Annotated in this window: 15 protein-coding genes; 5 read left to right on the plus strand and 10 right to left on the minus strand. The window is 67.8% G+C overall.

Going from position 1 to position 18,712, the window contains the following annotated elements; all coding sequences use genetic code 11:
• Positions 1-16 precede the first annotated feature (16 nt).
• The 4 genes from IB261_RS17870 to IB261_RS17885 all read right to left on the minus strand — a co-directional run bounded on the left by IB261_RS17870 (position 17) and on the right by IB261_RS17885 (position 4,302).
• Positions 17-1,057, minus strand: a complete 1,041-nt coding sequence (locus IB261_RS17870) for an AraC family transcriptional regulator (RefSeq protein WP_081518382.1) — start codon at positions 1,055-1,057, stop codon at positions 17-19.
• A 174-nt stretch (positions 1,058-1,231) separates the two neighbouring features.
• The gene (locus IB261_RS17875) at positions 1,232-2,509 is read right to left on the minus strand and encodes a DSD1 family PLP-dependent enzyme (RefSeq protein ID WP_192382737.1); all 1,278 of its coding nucleotides are present in this window, start codon (positions 2,507-2,509) and stop codon (positions 1,232-1,234) included.
• A gap of 16 nt (positions 2,510-2,525) precedes the next feature.
• On the minus strand, positions 2,526-3,860 hold the full coding sequence (locus IB261_RS17880) for a D-arabinono-1,4-lactone oxidase (RefSeq protein ID WP_412548395.1): 1,335 nt from the start codon (positions 3,858-3,860) through the stop codon (positions 2,526-2,528).
• A gap of 76 nt (positions 3,861-3,936) precedes the next feature.
• Positions 3,937-4,302, minus strand: coding sequence for a c-type cytochrome (locus tag IB261_RS17885; protein WP_192382738.1), 366 nt, complete (start codon positions 4,300-4,302; stop codon positions 3,937-3,939).
• A 377-nt stretch (positions 4,303-4,679) separates the two neighbouring features.
• Here IB261_RS17885 and IB261_RS17890 point away from each other — a divergent pair, with 377 nt between their 5' ends.
• Genes IB261_RS17890 through IB261_RS17905 form a run of 4 tightly spaced genes read left to right on the plus strand, consistent with a single transcriptional unit; the run spans position 4,680 to position 9,821 of the window.
• Positions 4,680-5,162, plus strand: a complete 483-nt coding sequence (locus IB261_RS17890; protein ID WP_192224478.1) for a formate dehydrogenase subunit gamma — start codon at positions 4,680-4,682, stop codon at positions 5,160-5,162.
• Positions 5,156-6,715: a formate dehydrogenase beta subunit gene (locus IB261_RS17895; RefSeq protein WP_192382739.1), complete on the plus strand. Its 1,560-nt coding sequence runs from the start codon at positions 5,156-5,158 to the stop codon at positions 6,713-6,715. Before IB261_RS17890 ends, IB261_RS17895 begins: the two co-directional genes overlap by 7 nt.
• Entirely contained in the window at positions 6,712-9,606 is a 2,895-nt protein-coding gene (gene fdhF / locus IB261_RS17900; RefSeq protein ID WP_192382740.1) for a formate dehydrogenase subunit alpha, read from the plus strand. Before IB261_RS17895 ends, fdhF begins: the two co-directional genes overlap by 4 nt.
• Positions 9,603-9,821, plus strand: coding sequence for a formate dehydrogenase subunit delta (locus IB261_RS17905; RefSeq protein ID WP_192382741.1), 219 nt, complete (start codon positions 9,603-9,605; stop codon positions 9,819-9,821). The genes fdhF and IB261_RS17905 overlap by 4 nt, the downstream gene beginning before the upstream one ends.
• Positions 9,822-9,869: 48 nt before the next feature.
• Here the strand turns inward: IB261_RS17905 and mrdA are convergent, their stop codons facing one another.
• The 6 genes from mrdA to IB261_RS17935 form a co-directional block, all read right to left on the minus strand.
• Complete coding sequence (mrdA, locus tag IB261_RS17910) at positions 9,870-11,762, minus strand: penicillin-binding protein 2 (RefSeq protein WP_192382742.1); 1,893 nt, start codon at positions 11,760-11,762, stop codon at positions 9,870-9,872.
• A gap of 702 nt (positions 11,763-12,464) precedes the next feature.
• Positions 12,465-12,863, minus strand: coding sequence for a heme-binding protein (locus IB261_RS17915; RefSeq protein WP_081518391.1), 399 nt, complete (start codon positions 12,861-12,863; stop codon positions 12,465-12,467).
• A 51-nt stretch (positions 12,864-12,914) separates the two neighbouring features.
• Positions 12,915-13,814: a DMT family transporter gene (locus tag IB261_RS17920; RefSeq protein ID WP_192224472.1), complete on the minus strand. Its 900-nt coding sequence runs from the start codon at positions 13,812-13,814 to the stop codon at positions 12,915-12,917.
• 38 nt (positions 13,815-13,852) lie between these two features.
• On the minus strand, positions 13,853-15,121 hold the full coding sequence (locus tag IB261_RS17925) for an NAD(P)/FAD-dependent oxidoreductase (RefSeq protein ID WP_192382743.1): 1,269 nt from the start codon (positions 15,119-15,121) through the stop codon (positions 13,853-13,855).
• A complete protein-coding gene (locus tag IB261_RS17930) occupies positions 15,118-16,224 on the minus strand; it encodes a polyamine ABC transporter substrate-binding protein (protein WP_192382744.1) in 1,107 nt (368 codons plus the stop codon). Before IB261_RS17930 ends, IB261_RS17925 begins: the two co-directional genes overlap by 4 nt.
• An 81-nt stretch (positions 16,225-16,305) precedes the next feature.
• The gene (locus IB261_RS17935; protein ID WP_192382745.1) at positions 16,306-17,604 is read right to left on the minus strand and encodes an NAD(P)/FAD-dependent oxidoreductase; all 1,299 of its coding nucleotides are present in this window, start codon (positions 17,602-17,604) and stop codon (positions 16,306-16,308) included.
• 170 nt (positions 17,605-17,774) lie between these two features.
• Here IB261_RS17935 and IB261_RS17940 point away from each other — a divergent pair, with 170 nt between their 5' ends.
• Entirely contained in the window at positions 17,775-18,683 is a 909-nt protein-coding gene (locus IB261_RS17940) for a LysR substrate-binding domain-containing protein (RefSeq protein ID WP_151187505.1), read from the plus strand.
• Positions 18,684-18,712 lie beyond the last annotated feature (29 nt).

Here is an 18,712-nt window from a genome sequence, read left to right on the forward strand (position 1 = left end):
ATCGCCCCATGGCGCATCAGTGCGCCGGAGCGACCTCGTCACGGCAGGCGGACGGGCTCAGCCCGGTCCAGCGTTTGAAGGCGCGGCGGAAGCCGCGCACGTCACTGTAGCCAAGCGCCTCGGCGATACGCTCGATGGGCATTTCCGGGTTGTTCAGCAGGCTCATGGCGCGGGCGTGGCGCACCTGGTCCTGCAACGCATCGAAGGTGATGCCGTGCTCGCTCAGGCGACGACGCAAGGTCCGGCTGCTCATGTTCAGCTCGCTGGCGACCTTGTCGATCGGGCTGCCGTGGGCCAGGTCGCGGGCGATGGCGCGTTCCACTGTTTCCAGCAGGCCGGTCTTCTGCTGTACCGGGGCGGACTCCGCCTCCAGCAGGCTGAGCGCCTGGCGCAGGGCGACGGGATGGTGGCTGGGCAATTGCACATCCAGCCAGTGGCTGGCGATGGCCACGCGGTTGTGCAGGCAGCCGAACTGCAGGTTCGGCCCGAGCAGGCGGCGGTACTCGGCTGCATAGGCCGGCGCGGCGTGGGTGAACTCGAAGCGCAGGGGCTGGAACTGGGGCCCGATCAGGGTGCGGTTGTAGACCAGCAGGCTGGCGAAGAACTCCTCCACGGCGAACACCTGGATGTCGGCGAAGGGCAGCCGGCATTCCACTTCGATGAAGCTCTCCTGCGGCCCCTCGATCAGGTTGCAGACCGCGATGCCGCCGGTGGTGTGCTGAAAACGGCGGCCCAGCTCGAAGGCATCGCGCAGGTTCTTGCAGAGGGAGAGCACATGGCCCAGCAAACCGAGGGTGCCCAGCACGTTGCGGTGGCCGACCCAGAGCCCCAGGCCACGCTCAGGCAGTGCCGCGAGGGCACGCTGGATCATCGCCACCGTCTGCCGGTAGGTAACGCGCTGGTCCGGGTCCTGCAGCTCCTCGGCGGTGAAGCCGAGCCCACGACACAGGCGCTCGCCGCTGACGCCTTCGTCACCGGCGACCTCGGCCAGGGTCTGCAGCAGGAAGGGCGAAACCAGGGCCAGGTCGTATTGCGCATCGATGCTTGTACTGGGCATGCAGGCTGCTCTCGATCGGGGGCGCCGGCGATTCTTGTTATGTGGCTGGCGCACGATGGCCGCATCATAACGCGTTCGCAGGCCCGCCAAGAGCGGGCGTAACAGAATATTACAGGCAGCCGTAGAAACAGCTGCCGACGCAAGACTCCCCATCTTGCGCCGGCGCTGCGCCAGTCAGCTGTAGACCGGCCACTGCTCGACGATGCGCCCTCCCCGCACCGCCAGCAGGTCGCCGAACTGCAGCAGGATCGACTCGGACTGGGTCGGCCGCAGGAACATCTGGTCGTCCACCTTCAGGCCCACGGCGCTGGAGCCGTTGACCATCTCCTGGTTCGAACTGCGTCCGTACAGGCCGTTGAACTGCAGGCCCCTGGGCGATTCGGGCTCGGCCATCCAGTTGCCGCCATAGACGAAGAAGGTCTCGCGCAGGTTCGGGTCCCACCAGGAGAACAGCTTCGACTTGTCGTCCAGCGCCGGAATCCGCACCGGGCCGGTGCTCTTGATCACCGGGGTGGCAATGAACGCGGCGGGCTGGTGGTCCACCAGCGAAGGCAGGTCGTAGTGGGTCGGTTTGACCAGCGCCGAGCCCACCGATACCTCGGTGCTGGTGCGTTCGTTCTCGTGCATCCTGTAGCTCGGGCTGCCGGCAGTATTCAGCGTCAGGCCCGGCTTCCACAGCGTCGGGTGCTGGGTGCGGGCGTAGTCGACGAAGCCGTCGTAGAGCGTCATCACCTTGGCGAAGAGTTCCTCCGAGGAGCCGAGGACCTCGGGCACGCCCATGCCGACGAAGGGGTCGTAACCCATGAAGCCGGCGAACTCCAGGTGCTGCGGGTTGGCGCCGATGATCCTGAGCATCCTGCCCAGGGTTTCATGATCGGCCACGCCACCCCGGTGCAGGCCGACGTCCAGTTCGATGTTGATCCGCAGACGGGTATTGCGTCCCTGTGCCAGCGCCAGGTACTGCTGCAGGCGCTCAGGGGTATCGAGCAGCCATTGCAGCTGGGTGGTCGGGTCGAAGGGGCCGCGCAGGTTCTCGTAGAACTGCTGCGCCGAGCCCACCGGCAGTGGCTTGCCCAGCAGCAGGTCGGAATCGGGGAAGCGCTCGGCGTCGTGGTTGAGGAAGGGCTGGTGGAAGGACATCATCCGCCGGGTGCCGGCGCGCCTGGCGATGTAGTCGAGCAGTTGCGGCGACGGCAGGGACTTCTCCACCACACGCAGGTGCTTGCCGGTGCGGGCCACCGACTGCATTACCACGTCGACGTTGTGATCCAGACGGTCGAGGTCGATCAGCATCACCGGGCGCATCGGCCCGTGCTCGCGCAGCTCGCGGTTGAGCCGGGCGAAGTAGTCGTCGTACGGGGCGCCGTGGTCGCTCGGGCGCAGCCAGGCGCCGGCACCGGCGAGCAGGACGCCCGCCCCCGCCGCGCCGACGATGAAGTTGCGTCGTTTCATGGATTTTTCTTCCTTGTCAGGCCACGCCCAGGATCGATGACAGGTGGGCATTGAGGAACTTGCCCTGCGGGTCCAGCTCGCGGCGTACCTCGGTGAATTCCTTCCAGCGCGGATACAGCGGTTGCAGCGTGCGCGCGTTCAGCGTGTGCAGCTTGCCCCAGTGCGGCCGGCCGGCGTACTTCCAGAAGATCGGCTCGACGGCGGCGAAGAAGTTGTGGTGATCCATGCTGTAGTGCTGGTGCACGGAGATGGAGCAGCTGTCGCGCCCCTCGAACATGCTCAGCGGGATGTCGTCGGCCTTCACGTAGCGGTACTCGATGGGGAACCAGGTGCGCAGGTCCTTGTCGTTGATCAGCTTGAGTATCTCGCGCAGGCAGGCCGGGCCGTGTTCGGCCGGGACCGAATACTCCATCTCGTTGAAGCGCACGTTGCGCACGTTGGCAAAGACGTCGTAGGAGTCGCCGATGCGGTCGTCGAAGCTGGCGATGTGGCGCAGGCTGTTGAGCAGGAAGCGTCGCGCGGCGGGGAAATCGCTGCCGTACTTGTCCAGGCCCTCGATGATGCTCACGTACTCGTTGCCGCCCTCCTTGGCCGGGTCCAGCGGCGGCGTTGCCGGGTCGGTGGTCTCGTTGAGGGCGATGGACAGCGCGTAGTCGGAATGGGTCAGCACCTGCATTTCCCAGTGCTGGTTCTCGCGGGTGTTCTTTTCCACGTCCTCCAGCAGCTCTTCGGTGCTGGCGATCCACTGCCGCTCGTGCAGGCGGAAGGCCGCGCGATTCTGCAGACGCACGCGGGTGGCGATGCCGAAGGCGCCGAGGGACACCCGTGCGGCGTTGAACACCTCGGGATGGCGCTGGGCGTCGCAGTCCAGCACCTCGCCGCTGGCGGTCACCAGTTGCAGGCCGGCGACGTGGGAGGAATAGGAACCGAAGCCAACCCCGGTGCCGTGGGTCGAGGTGGAGATCGCCCCGGCCAGGGTCTGGTAGTCGATGTCCGACATGTTCGGCAGCGCCTGGCCGATCTCCTTCAGCGCCGGCCCCATGAGCGACATGGGCGTGCCGGCGGCGAATTCCGCCTGCAGCGTGTCGGCATCGTGGTCGAGCAGACCGTTGAAATAGGCCAGCGAAACCAGCGTACCGTCGGTGGGCACCAGGGCGCTGAAGGAATGCGCCGAGCCCACCGGGCGGACCTTGCCCTGGGCCTGGCGGATGACCTGGACCAGTTCGTCCAGGCTCTGTGGCGCCAGGCGCGCCGCCGGCAGGCAGCTCTGCCCGCCGGACCAGTTGCGCCAGGGAATCAGTCGCGGCGCACGGGCCAGCTCGGCCGCCAGCGGGCTGCTCGACAACGCCATGAATGCGCCGGCAATGCCCGCGTTCTGCAGCAGTTGACGGCGGGTGAGATGAATTGGCATCGAAGGAACCCCGCGCTTATTGGACCGACTGGCCGGACATGAAGGAAATCAGCGCGAGGAACTCCTCCTCCGAGCACTGCATGCACATGCCCATCGGCGGCATGCCCTTGAAGCCGTTGATGCTGTGGTCCAGCAGGCTGTCGGCGCCCTGGGCGACACGCGGTTGCCAGGCCTTCGCGTCACCGGTCTGCGGCGCTCCGGAGGCCGGGTTGGCGTGGCAGAGCTTGCAGCTGCTGTCATAGATCTTCGCCAGCGCGGGGTCGCTGGGCGCCAAGGTGGCGGCGTTGCGAGCGGGTGGCGCGGCCTCTTCGCCACAGCCACCGAGCAGGCCGGTCAGGGCCAGCAAGACAAGCGCAAGCCAGGGTGTTGCGGGTTTATGCATGGTGCTCCCCTTTTCTTCCCGCGCGCGGCGACGGCGCGGATTCTTGTTGTCATGGGTAGCTGGCAGGTTAAGCCGGGCAGCGGCCACGCCCGAGGGCATTACCGGCCAACAAGGGGGCTCTGAGCGGACAAGGTGGCGGTTTGGGTCCCTTGTCGGTTTCAGGATGCGCAGGGTCGTTCGAGTGCTATCCCTAATCCAGAGGGATGGCAATCTTTCCTACTGTCGAGGACCAGGCACGCAAAGATGCCTGGCCGGACGGCAACACCCCATAAGAACGATGGCGCCCCGGAGAACCACGCAGACCCGCCGGTACGCCGCCGCCGAAGGATTCCGGGCCGCCGCCCATCGCAGGCGCCCGCGATGTCGAGGTGCGCTGTATGCCTGATGATTCGCTTCACCTGCCCCTGATCCACGATGTGCTGGAACGTCTCAAGGCCACGCCCGGCGCCCTGCTGCCGGTGCTCCACGCCATCCAGGACTGCGTCGGCTACATCCCCGACGATGCCCTCCCGGAAATCGCCCACGCCCTGAACCTCAGCGTCGCCGAGGTACGCGGGGTAATCAGCTTCTACCACGACTTCCGCAGCGCGCCGCCGGCCCGCCATACGCTGCGCCTGTGCCGCGCCGAGTCGTGCCAGAGCCGGGGCGCCGAAGCCCTGGCCGCGCAGCTGCGCGAGCAGCTCGAACTGGACGACCACGGCACCAGCGCCGACGGCCGTATCGCCCTGCGTCCGGTCTACTGCCTGGGCGCCTGCGCCTGCTCGCCGGCGCTGGAACTGGACGGCCGAGTGCATGCCCGCCTCACCGCCGAACGCCTGCGCGAACTGGTGAACGGTTGCCGGGAGGACGCCGCATGCTGAAGCTGTTCGTTTCCTGCGATTCGGTGGCCCGCGCAGTGGGCGCCGACGAAGTGACCGACGCCCTGGTCGCCGAGGCCGAGCGCCGCCAGCTGCCGCTGGACATCCAGCGCACCAGCTCGCGTGGCCTCTACTGGCTGGAGCCGCTGCTGGAGCTGGACAGCGACGCCGGCCGGCTGGGCTTCGGCCCGCTCACGGTCGACGACGTGCCGGCCCTGCTCGACGCGCTTTCCGGCAACCCGGCCAGCCATCCGCTGGCTCTCGGGTTGGTGGAACAACTGCCCTACCTGAAGAGCCAGCAGCGCCTGCTCTTCGCCCGCGCCGGCATCACCCGGCCGCTGTCGCTGGACGACTATCGCGCCCACGGCGGCTTCGCAGGCCTGGCCCGCGCCATCGGCATGGACGGCGCCGACGTCGTCGCCGCGGTGCTCGACTCCGGCCTGCGCGGCCGCGGCGGCGCGGCCTTCCCCGCCGGCATCAAGTGGCGCACGGTGCGCGAGGCGGCCGGCAGCCAGAAGTACGTAGTGTGCAACGCCGACGAAGGTGATTCCGGGACCTTCGCCGACCGCATGCTGATGGAGGGCGACCCCTTCCTGCTGATCGAGGGCATGGCCATCGCCGGCCTCGCCGTCGGCGCAACCATGGGCTACCTCTACGTGCGTTCGGAATACCCGGACTCCATCGCCACCCTCAACCAGGCGCTGAAGCTCGCCCGCGACGCCGGCTACCTCGGCGAAGACGTCTGCGGCAGCGGCCGCGCGTTCGAGTTGGAGGTGCGCGTCGGCGCCGGCGCCTATATCTGCGGCGAGGAAACCGCCCTGCTGGACTCCCTGGAAGGCAAGCGCGGCGTGGTCCGCGCCAAGCCGCCGCTGCCCGCGCTGCAGGGCCTGTTCGGCCTGCCGACGCTGGTGCACAACGTGCTCACCCTGGCCTCGGTGCCGATCATCCTGGCGAAGGGCGCAGCGTTCTACCGCGACTTCGGCATGGGCCGTTCGCTGGGCACCATGCCCTTCCAGCTGGCCGGCAACGTCCGTCACGGCGGGCTGGTGGAGCGCGCCTTCGGCCTGACCCTGCGCGAGCTGGTGGAAGGCTACGGCGGCGGCACCGCCAGCGGCCGCCCGCTGAAGGCCGCGCAGGTCGGCGGCCCGCTGGGCGCCTGGGTGCCCCCGGCGCAGTTCGACACCCCGCTGGATTACGAAGCCTTCACCGCGGTTGGCGCCATGCTCGGCCACGGCGGCGTGGTGGTGGCCGACGACAGCCTGGACATGGCGCGCATGGCACGCTTCGCCCTGCAATTCTGCGCCGAGGAATCCTGCGGCAAGTGCACGCCCTGCCGCATCGGTTCGACCCGTGGCGTGGAGGTGGTGGACCGGCTGATCGCCGCCACCGACATCAGCGCGCGCGAAGAACAGGCGCGACTGCTCACCGACCTCTGCGACACCCTGCAATACGGTTCGCTCTGCGCCCTCGGCGGGATGACCGCCTTCCCCGTGGCCAGCGCCCTCAAGCACTTCCCCGCCGACTTCGGTCTGGCGACTTCGGAGGCCGACCAGTGATCAACTACTTCGATCCCTCCTCGTCTGCTGGCAGCGCCAGCGACATCGACTTCGGCACACCGGCGCGCGACAGCGACGTGCAGGTCAGCCTGAGCATCGACGGCCGCGAGATCAGCGTGCCCGCCGGCACTTCGGTGATGCGCGCCGCCGCCCTGCTCGGCACGACCATCCCGAAACTCTGCGCCACCGACAGCCTGGAGGCCTTCGGTTCGTGCCGCATGTGCCTGGTGGAAATCGACGGCATGCGCGGCTACCCGGCCTCCTGCACCACGCCGGTGAGCGAAGGCATGGTGGTGCGCACGCAGACGTCGAAGCTGGCGGACCTGCGGCGCAACGTGATGGAGCTGTACATCTCCGACCACCCGCTGGACTGCCTGACCTGCTCGGCCAACGGCAACTGCGAACTGCAGACCGTCGCCGGCCAGGTCGGCCTGCGCGAGGTGCGCTACGGCTACGACGGCGCCAACCACCTGAAGGACCAGAAGGACGTCTCCAACCCCTACTTCGACTACGACCCGAGCAAGTGCATCGTCTGCAACCGCTGCGTGCGCGCCTGCGAGGAAACCCAGGGCACCTTCGCCCTGACCATCGAAGGGCGCGGCTTCGAGTCCCGCGTGGCGGCGGCCGGCGGCGACAACTTCCTCGACTCCGAATGCGTCTCCTGCGGCGCCTGCGTACAGGCCTGCCCCACCGCCACGCTGATGGAAAAGAGCGTGGTCGAGATCGGCCAGCCGGAACGCGCCGTCATCACCACCTGCGCCTACTGCGGCGTGGGCTGCTCCTTCCGCGCCGAGATGAAGGGCAACCAACTGGTGCGCATGGTCCCGGACAAGAACGGCCAGGCCAACCACGGCCACTCCTGCGTCAAGGGCCGCTTCGCCTGGGGCTACGCCACGCACCCGGATCGCATCACCAAGCCGATGATCCGCCAGCACATCAGCGACCCGTGGCAGGAAGTCAGCTGGGACGAGGCCGTCACCTACGCCGCCAGCGAGTTCCGGCGTATCCAGACGAAATACGGCCGCGACTCCATCGGCGGCATCACTTCCAGCCGCTGCACCAACGAAGAAACCTACCTGGTGCAGAAACTGGTGCGCGCGGCGTTCGGCAACAACAACGTCGATACTTGTGCGCGGGTCTGCCATTCGCCTACCGGCTACGGCCTCAAGCAGACCCTGGGCGAGTCCGCCGGCACCCAGAGCTTCGACTCGGTGATGCAGTCCGACGTGGTGCTGGTGATGGGCGCCAACCCCACCGATGCGCACCCGGTGTTCGGCTCGCAGCTCAAGCGCCGCCTGCGCCAGGGCGCCCGGCTGATCGTCATCGACCCGCGGCGCATCGACCTGGTCGACTCGCCCCACGCCCGCGCCGAGCTGCACCTGCAACTGCGCCCCGGCACCAACGTCGCCATGCTCAATGCCCTGGCCCACGTCATCGTCAGCGAAGGCCTGGTCAAGCAGGACTTCGTCGACGCGCGCTGCGAGGCCGCGGACTTCATCCGCTGGCGCGATTTCGTCAGCCTGCCGGAGAACGCCCCGGAAGTGCTCGGCCCGGTGTGCGGCGTACCCGCCGAAGAAATCCGCGCCGCCGCGCGCCTCTACGCCACCGGCGGCAACGCGGCGATCTACTACGGGCTGGGCGTCACCGAGCACAGCCAGGGCAGCACCGCGGTGATGGGCATCGCCAACCTCGCGATGGCCACCGGCAACGTCGGCCGCGAGGGCGTCGGGGTGAACCCGCTGCGCGGCCAGAACAACGTGCAGGGCTCGTGCGACATGGGTTCCTTCCCCCATGAGCTGCCCGGCTACCGGCACATTTCCAACGAGACCGTGCGCAGCCAGTTCGAACAGGCCTGGGGCGTGACCCTGCAGCCCGATCCCGGCCTGCGCATCCCCAACATGTTCGAAGCAGCGCTGGGCGGCACCTTCAAGGCGCTGTACTGCCAGGGCGAGGACATCGCCCAGAGCGACCCCAACACCCAGCACGTCACCGCCGCCCTCTCCGCCATGGAGTGCGTGGTGGTGCAGGACATCTTCCTCAACGAAACCGCCAAGTTCGCCCACGTGTTCCTGCCGGGCAGCTCCTTCCTCGAGAAGGACGGCACCTTCACCAACGCCGAGCGGCGCATCTCCCGCGTGCGCAAGGTGATGGAGCCCCTCGGCGGCAAGGCCGACTGGGAAGGCACCGTGGCCCTGGCCAATGCCCTGGGCTACCCGATGAACTACACCCATCCGTCGCAGATCATGGACGAGATCGCCCGCCTGACGCCGACCTTCACCCGCGTCAGCTACGCCGAACTGGACCGCCATGGCAGCCTGCAGTGGCCGTGCAACGATGCCGCACCGGACGGTACCCCGACCATGCACATCGAGCAGTTCGTGCGCGGCAAGGGGCGCTTCATGCTCACCGGCTACGTGCCCACCGAGGAGAAGGTCAACGCCCGCTACCCGCTGCTGCTCACCACCGGGCGCATCCTCAGCCAGTACAACGTCGGCGCGCAGACCCGGCGCACCGACAACGTCGCCTGGCACGAGGAAGACCGCCTGGAAATCCACGCCAGCGACGCCGAGAGCCGTGGCATCAGCGATGGCGACTGGGTCGGCGTGGGCAGCCGCGCCGGGCAGACGGTGCTGCGCGCCAGGGTCAGCGAGCGCGTGGCGCCGGGAGTGGTCTACACGACCTTCCACTTCCCTGAATCGGGCGCCAACGTGATCACCACCGACAACTCCGACTGGGCCACCAACTGCCCGGAATACAAGGTCACGGCGGTGGAGGTGGTGCGCGTGTTCCAGCCTTCGGAATGGCAGAAGCGCTACCAGGCGTTCAGTGACGAACAGCGGCGCCTGCTCAAGGAGCGCCGTCACCAGGAAAGAGCCGAGGTCCGTCGATGAGCGTCGAGAACCTGATCAAGATGGCCAACCAGATCGGCCAGTACTTCTCCACCGAATCGGACCATGCCCTGGCGGTCCACGGCGTGCAGCAGCACCTGCAGAACTTCTGGACGCCGGCCATGCGCCGCGACCTGAAGGCCTGGCACGCCAATCATCCGGGCACCGAGTTGCATGCCCTGGTGCAGGCGGCGCTGACGGAAACGGCGCAAGCCTGACCGACCACACCGCACCCGGCTCGTGCGCCGGGTCGGGTGCGGCAGACCTCAGGCGTGCTTGCCCGAAGCCGTCTCGGCCGGCACCGCGTACTGCGGCTTGAGCTTGCCGTCCGCATCGAGCAGCCAGGCATCCATGATCTCGCGCACCACCGGCCCGGCTACGCGCCCGCCGGCCTCGCCGTTCTCGATGGTCACCGAGACCACGATGGAAGGCTCGGCCGCCGGGGCGAAGCCGACGAACAGCGCGTTGTCGCGGTGGCGCTCCTTGGTCTTCAGGCGGTTGTAGCGCTCGCCCTGGCGGATCGCGACGATCTGCGCGGTGCCGCTCTTGCCAGCAATGCGGTACTGCGCGCCCTGCCCTGCGGCCCGCGCGCCGCCGCCCGGATCGTGCATCACCAGCTGCATGCCGTAGTTCACCGCATCCCAGTCGTGGGGATTGCTCAGGTGGATGTCGGGCATGGGATTGTTGTCGACCACGTCTTCACCGCCCACCGACTCGGCCAGCCGCGGACGATGCCAGGCGCCCTTGCTGGCGATCAGCGAGGTCGCTTCGGCTAGCTGCAGCGGCGTCACCTGCATGTAGCCCTGGCCGATACCGAGGATCACCGTCTCGCCGGGGAACCAGGCCTGACGCCGGGTGGCGCGTTTCCACTCGCGGGACGGCATCAGGCCGGAGGATTCCTCGGCCATGTCGATGGACACCTTGCTGCCCAGCCCGAAGCGTGTCAGGTAGTCGTGCATGCGGTCGATGCCGAGCTTGTGCGCGACGTCGTAGAAGTAGGTGTCGTTGGAGCGCTTGATGGCCGTGTCCAGGTCCACCCAGCCATCGCCGCTGTGGTTCCAGTTGCGGTACTTGTGGTCGTAGTTGGGCAGTTGGAAGTAACCCGGATCGAAGACCCGCGTGGCCGGGGTGATGGTGCCGGTATCCAGCCCGGCGATGGCCACCACCGGCTTGATGGTCGAGCCCGGCGAATACAGCCCGCGCAGCGCCCGGTTGAACAGCGGCCGGTCGATGGAGTCACGCAGCTGCGCGTACTGCGCCGAGCTGATGCCGTTGACGAACAGGTTCGGGTCGAAGCTCGGGTTGCTGACCATCGCCAGCACCTGGCCGGTGTTCGGGTCCAGCGCCACCACCGAGCCGCGGCGATCGCCCAGGGCCTTCTCGGCGGCGACCTGCAGGTCCACATCCAGGCCCAGCACGATGTTCTCGCCGGCCACCGGGGGCACCTTCTTCAGCACGCGCATGACGCGGCCCTGCGCATTGGTCTCGACTTCCTCGTAGCCGACGTGGCCGTGCAGCTGCGGCTCGTAGAAGTATTCGACACCGGTCTTGCCGACGTACTCGGTGCCCCGGTATTCGGTGCTGTCGAGCCGCGCCGCCTCGCGCTCGTTGATCCGCCCGACGAAGCCGACCGAATGGGCGAAGTGCTCGCCGTAGGGATAGTGGCGGACGAACTCGGCATCCACATCGATACCCGGCAGCTTGTAGCGATTGACCTCGATGAGGGCGATCTGCTCCTCGCTCAGATCATGCAGGATGGCGACCGGCTCGAAGGGATGGCGGCTCTTCTTCAGCGCCTTGTCGCACTGCAGGCGCTGCTCGGGGCTCAGTTGGAGGATATCGGTCACCTGGTCCAGCACCGCCTGGGAATTGCCGGCGCGCTCGCGGGTCAGGGTGAGGTTGAAGCTGGGCAGGTTCTCGGCGAGCACCTTGCCGTTGCGGTCGAAGATCAGCCCGCGCTCCGGGGGGATCGGCAGGACATGGATGCGGTTGTTCTCGGAGACGGTGGCGTTGGTCGCGTAGTCGGTGACCTGGAGGAAGTACATCCTTGCCACCAGGGTCACGCTCATCAGGGCCACGAGCGCGCCGCAGGCGATCAGGCGGCGGTTGACCAGCGTCGCCTCCTGCTGGTGGTCCTTGAGTTTGATCGGATCGTGCATCGGGATTCCAGAAGGTCCCCATCGACCCGGTGGAAAGCGCTTCGCTCCTGCCGTGCAGGGGAGCTTTCCGATCGATGCGGCCTGTTTGCAGCAGAGTGGGAACGAAAGGAAGCGGGCATCGCCAGACGCGGGGGCATCACGCGCCAGCTGGCATACCGGCGCGGCATGGTACCAGACTGGCAGGCCGGATTCTGACCGGTAGTCGAGGCGGTGCCCCCTAGCTTTGCATCGCCCTGGATACCATCGCGAATGAAGTCCGCTCCTACGAAAAGCCCATATCTCTGGCTTTGAGCTTTTAGAAGGCTTCCAGCGAAATATCCGCACACGCCGAACGCCCCGTTCAGGAGGCCTCGTTGAAGCGGAGTTTCAGGGGTTGAGCGACATGGATGTCGCGAGAGCGGCGATGGGCCAGGGATGGCCCTTCGACGCGTGCCCCTGAAACTTCGCTTCAACGAGGGTATTTTTCGCCTAAGCGAAAAACCGGATGTCCGGGGCAAGACTTTTTGGTTCCTTTTGGGGCGTTTGCCAAAAGGGACTCGCCCGAGGGGGCGAAACACGAAGTCCGCGCGCACGCCGAAGCGACGCAGATATACCCAAGCTAACGCAGCAATACAGGACCAACATCGGGGCGGAGGGAGGCGCCGGCCCTGCCGGCGGTTCGCGGGCATGGCCCGCTCCTACAGGGGAAATCCAGGGTGTACCTCAGAGCCCGGCGATCCCCGCTCTGGCGACCTGCGCGTCCTGTTCCGCGCGGACGCCGGAAACGCCGACCGCGCCCACTACCTGCCCGCCCACCAGGATCGGCACGCCACCTTCGAGAGAAGTCAGCAGCGGCGCGCTGAGGAAGGCCGTGCGGCCGCCGTTGACCATGTTCTCGTACTCGCGGGTTTCGCGCCGGCCGATCGCCGCGCTGCGCGCCTTCTCGGTGGCGATGTAGGCGCTGGCCTGGGCGCAGCCGTCCAGGCGCACCAGCGCCAGCGGGTGGCCGCCATCGTCGGCCACGGCGATGCACACCGCCCACCCCTGGCGCCGGGCTTCATCGGTAGCGGCGGCGACGATGCGGGTGACGTCGGTCTGGTCGAGTACGGCTTTGTGTTGCATGCAATCTCTCTCGTGAAACGGCGCATCGCGCCGGGTGGGAAGCAGGAAAAATCAGACCACCGAGCCTTCCGGTGGCTGCTCCAGCACCGCCACGACCACGGCGCTGCCGACGATCAGCACGATACCGACCAGCGACAGCAGGCTGAGCACCTCGCCCCAGATCACGTAGCCGAACAGGCTCGCCCAGATGATGCTGGTGTAGGTGTACGGCGCCAGCGTGGCGGCATGGGCGCGGCGCACGGCGATGGTGAACAGCAGCTGGCCGAGGGTCGCGAGCAGGCCGAGGGCGAGCATGAAGCCGAGGTCCGGCAGGCTTGGCGTGCTCCAGGAAAACGGCAGCGTGGCGCCGGTGACCAGGGTGCCGACCACGGTGAAGTACAGCACCGTGGTGGTGGAATCGTCGGTCTCGCGGATGCGGCGGATCTGGATCATCGACAGTGCGCCGAAGAAGGCGCTGGCCACCAGCAGGCCCGGCCCGACCAGACTGGCCTCGGCGTTGTCCGGCTTGACCACCATCAGCACACCGACGAAACCCAACACAGCCGCCAGCGCGTTGCGCGGCAGCAGGCGTTCGCCCAGCAGCAGCGGCGCCAGCACGATCACCAGCAGTGCCTCGGAATAGGCGATGGAGATGGCCTCGCTCAGCGCCACGTAAGGCAGCCCGGCGAAGAAGAGTGCCGAGGAGCCCAGCAGGGTCACCGCGCGGATGCTCTGGCCGCGCACGTCCAGTTGCCGCCAGCGCTGCGCCAGCGGCCGGCCGCGCAGGCAGAGGAGAAACGCCGGCAGCACGCCGAAGGCCATGCGGAAGAAGGTCACCTCGTTGGCCGGATACTTCAGCGCCACCACCTTGGCCAGCGCATCCACCACTGCGAAACAGAACATCGACAACAGCATCAGACCCACGCTGCGCATGGCATGGCTGCGGGGGGCGACAAGGGTCAGCTGGGGCATGTCGAAATCTCCTGTTGTCCGGGGTGAATGCCAGTGCTTCAGCGAGAGCCGAAGCGGCTGGCGAGGAAGGGCGTCACCGGTACGCTGGTGACGACGTCACTGGCCTGCTCGGCGAGCAGCTGGCCGGTGATAGCGCCAAGGGTCAGGCCGATGTGGCCATGGCCGAAGTTGTAGAAGACCTGCGGCAGGCGCCGGGACGGGCCGAGTACCGGCATGCTGTCCGGCACCGAGGAACGGAAGCCCATCCACTGCGACACCGGCTCGTGCTGCAGGCGCAGGAAGCGCCGCGCGCCACGGGTCAGGTAGCGGTAGCGCGCCGGGCTCGGCAACGCTTCCAGCCCGGCGAATTCCACCGTACCGGCCACGCGCAGGCCCTGCGCCATGGGCGTCATGTAGAAGCCGCCGGCACCCCAGCACACCGGGCGATTGAGCACCTGCCCGGCGTGACCGAAGAGCACGTGGTAACCGCGCTCGGTGTCCTGCGGCACGCTATCGCCCAACTGGTCTACCAGCGTGCGCGACCAGGCGCCGGTGCACAGCGCCACGCGGTCGGCCGCCAGTCGCTCGCCGCTCGTCAGTTGCGCCTGCACCGCATCCCTGCCCTGCCCGGCCGGTTCCAGGCCCAGCAATTCGCCACGACGGAACTCGCCGCCCCTGGCGAGGAAGCGCTCGAACAGACGCAGGCTCAGCGCATAGGGATCGAGCGTGCGGCTCACGCCGGGCAGCTCCACCGCGCAGCTCGCGCGGGCGTTGAGCGCCGGTTCCAGCTCGCGCAGTTCGGAGCCCTCGACGAAGCGGATCGGCACCTCGAAGCGCCGGTGGTAATCCACCATGGCTTGCGCATCGCTGCGCTCGTGGGCTTCGAAGATGTACAGCGAGCCGTCGTGGCGGATCAGGTCGTTGGCGCCTGCCTCGTCGAACAGCCCCTGCCATGCGCCCATGCAGGGGCGCAGCAGGGTGTTGAGGTCGTGGCCGATGGCTTCCACCCGGTCACGCCGCGAGGCCGCCAGGAACTGCAGCAGCCAGGGCGCAATGCGCGGCAGGTAGGCCGGGCGGATCGCCAGCGGGCTGTCCGGGCGCAGCAGCATGCCCGGCGCCTTGCGCCAGATGCCGGGGGTGGCCACCGGTTCCACCGAGTAGGTGGCGAAGGTGCAGGCATTGCCGAACGAGGTAGCCAGGCCCGGCGGATTGCGGTCCAGCAGGGTCACGCGCAGGTCGCGGCGTTGCAGTTGCAGCGCGGTGGCCAGGCCGACCACGCCGGCGCCGACCACCAGGGCGTGGCGGCGCAGGTCCTTGGGCTGGGTCATTTGCCGCTCATCACGCGGGTCCACAGGCGGGTGCTCATGCGCATCCCGGACGGCGACAGGGTCTTGATCGGGAACAGGGTGTCGAGCACTTCCTGTGGCGGGTAGACGGCCGGGTTGCTGCGCAGCTCCGCGTCGACGTACTGGGTCGCGGCGGCGTTGCCGTTGGGGTACTGCACGGCATTGCTGATGTTGGCGATCACTTCCGGCTGCAGCAGGTAGTTCATGTAGGCGTAGGCGTTGTCCAGGTGCGGCGCGCCCTTGGGAATGGTCACGGTGTCCACGGCGATGGTGCTGCCTTCGCGCGGCAGGCTGTAGCCGATCTTCACGCTGTTGCCGGCCTGCCTGGCGGTGGTCATGGCCTGCAGCACGTCGCCGCTGAAGCCGATGGCGACGCAGATGTTGCCGTTGGCCAGGTCGCTGACGTACTTGGACTGGTGGAAGTAGCGGATCGACGGGCGCACCGCCTGCAGCGCGGCTTCGGCCGCCTTGAAGTCGTCCGGGTTCTGGCTCGCCGGGTCGCGGCCGAGCACCTTGAGGGTGATGGGCACCATCTGGGTGGCGTTGTCGATCACCGCGATGCCGCACTGGGCGAGCTTCTCGGCGTTCTTCGGATCGAACAGCAACTGCCAGCTGTGGGTGACGTCGGTGTTGCCGAAGATGGCCTTGATCTTGTCTTCGTTGTAGCCGATGCCGACGGTCACCCAGAGGTAGGGAATGGCATAGCGGTTACCCGGATCGTTGGCCTCGAGAATCTTCATCAGCTTGGGGTCGAGGTTCTTCCAGTTGGGCAGCTTGCTCTTGTCCAGTTCCTGGATGGCGCCGGCCTTGATCAGGCGCGGCAGGAAGTGGTTGGACGGGCTGGCCAGGTCGTAGCCGCTGGCTCCCGTCATCAGCTTGGCTTCGGTGGTCTCGTTGCTGTCGACGAGGTCGTAGGTGGTCTGGATGCCGGTCTGTCTGGTGAAGTTCGCCAGGGTGTCTTCGGCGATGTAGCCGCTCCAGTTGGCGATGGTGACGGTCTGCGCCGCCTGGGTGGTGCCGGTCACTGCTGCGAGTGCGAGGCCTGCCAGGGTGAAGCTGGCCAGAGTCTTGGAACGATTGATCATGCTGCCCTCGGTTTTTTTGTTCTTGGGAATAGTTTTCTGGAGATGGTCTTCATGGATTGCGTGCGTGGGTAAAGCGATGGATCAGGCCTCGGCGCGTGCGCGGCGCACTTCCCAGGCCATGCGCAACGAGGCGCCGATATCGAAGAACGGGCTGGGCGGCAGGTAGCCGGGGCTGGCCTGCGCCAGCACGTCGGCCAGCACGGGCGAGCTGTCGCCCGCGGCCATTTCCACCAGCAGGCGGCCCCACAGGGAGCCGCGCGCCACGCCCGAGCCGTTGCAGCCGGCCACCGCGTACAAGCCCTGGTCGACGCGGGCGAAGTACGGCTCGCCAGAACGGGTGCCGCTGACGTGGCCGGTCCAGCTGTAGGCGATGTCGGCTTCGACGATGCCGGGGAAACGCTTCTGCAAACCGCTCAGATGACGGCGACGGCGCTCGGCCAGCGCGTGGTTGTCGAGGTCGCGATGACGGTATTCGACGGTGTTGCGGATCAGCAGCCGGCGGCCCGGCAGCAGGCGCATGGTACCGCCGCCGGGCAACGGCGCGAGCACGCCCCACTGGCGCTCGCCGAACAGCGACTGCCAGCGCGGCTCGTCCAGCGGGCGGGTGATACTGGCGCTCAGTTCCAGCGGGAAGGCCCCGCTGTCGTGCAGACCGACGCGGGCGATGAAGGCGCCCAGACAGACCAGCACCTGTGGCGCATGCACTTCGCCTTGCTCGGTACGCGCCACCCAGCCCTGGCCGCTGCGGCGCAGGTCGGTCACGCCGCTCTGCTCGAAGACTTCCACCGACTCCGGCAGATTCTCCGCCAGGCCTTTCACATAGCGCCCCGGTTGCAGCAGCGCGTTACCACCGGCGCAGTGAATGGCCCGCGCGTAGAAGCCACTGCCGAGCCGCTGCTCCAGCGCCGCGCCTTCGTAGTAGCGAGCGCTGGCGCCGACCGAGGCCAGCGTGGCGAGGATGCCGTCGACATCGCCCAGGTGCTCGGGCCGGTGTGCGGCGAAGTGATAGCCGTCTTCGAAAAGCTCACAGTCGATACCCAGCGCGGCGATGCACTGGCGGACTTCCTGCGCCGCTGCGATGCCGATGCGCGAGGCGACCTGGTACGCGGCGTGGCCGGGCTGCCCGAGGCGTTCGCTGGCGGCAGGCAGTTCATGGGCCACGACGAACCCGGAATTGCGCGCCGAGGCGCCCTGGGCGATGCGCTGGCGCTCCAGCAACACCACGCGCTGCTGCGGGAATCGCGCCGCCAGCGCATGGGCCGCGGACAATCCGGTGATGCCGCCACCGATGATCAGCCAGTCCGCCCGCTCGGTGCCGCTCAGCGTCGGCCGCGCGGGCAATTCGCCCGCCAGGGCGATCCAGCCACAGTGATTGTTCATTGCCCGGCACTCCTTCACAATCCATGCGCCGGGCGTATCCAAGCGATTTCCCCGATGGCGCGTCATGGTCAGAATCTACGGGCAGTTGCGCTGGACGCACCAACGCTCATTTTTCATCCTGGTATTCCTATCTCGCATAGATTGGCGCATAGATCGCGCACGGAAGGGTCATGGACAAACTGCTTCGCGTTCCCTCTCTGCAGGCCCTGCAGGCGCTGGTACAGGTCGCCGACTCCGGCAGCTTCACGGCCGCCGCGAAACAGCTGCACCTGACCCAGAGCGCCATCAGCCGACAGGTGCAGCAACTGGAGGAGTACTACCGCGTGCCGCTGTTCGATCGCACCAGCCGCAAGGTGGCGCTGACCGACGCCGGCCGCGAAGTGCACGCAGTGGCCGAGGGCATGCTCCAGCAGCTGCTGCGCCTGGAAGAGCGCCTCGCCCCGGCCTCGGCGGAGCGGCCCTTCCGCATCCGCATCTTCGTTTCGCTGGCGGTACGCTGGCTGCTGCCGCGCCTGAGCTCCTTCTACTCGCGGCACCCGGAGCTGTGCCTGTCCATCGAGACGGTGGGCGGCGAAGTGGTGGACGACGGCGGCGACTGCGACGCCTACGTGCTCTACCTGCCCAGCGGCAGCGACCCGCAGGGCCGCACGCTGATGCCGCTGTACGACGAATACCTGATCCCGGTCTGCGCCCCACGCCTGGACGACGGCCAGGCGCCGCCGCGCTCGCTGGAAGAGCTGGCGCGCCACCCGCTGATCCACGCCTCCAGCGGCGGCCTGGAATGGCCGCAGTGGCTGCGTGCCCAGGCCGCACCGCCACCCACGTCGTTCAAGCACATGCTGTTCAACCTCGACGACCTCGCGCTGGATGCCGCCACCCGCGGACTGGGCGTGGCCATGACCGACCGCCTGCTGGCCCACGACGCCCTTCAGCGCGGCGATCTCATCGTGCCCTTCGGCGAGGCGCTGAAAACCGGCGGCCGCTATGCCCTCTGGCTGCGCGACAGCGGCGCCGCCCACCCGGCCTGCCAGCCGGTGCTCGACTGGTTCGAGGAGCAGCGCAATCAACTGGAAGATTGATGCACCCTCGGCGTGTGCGGGTGCAAAAA

It is taken from the genome of Pseudomonas sp. PDM20, assembly GCF_014852575.3.
In the GTDB taxonomy this organism is placed as follows: Bacteria; Pseudomonadota; Gammaproteobacteria; order Pseudomonadales; family Pseudomonadaceae; genus Pseudomonas.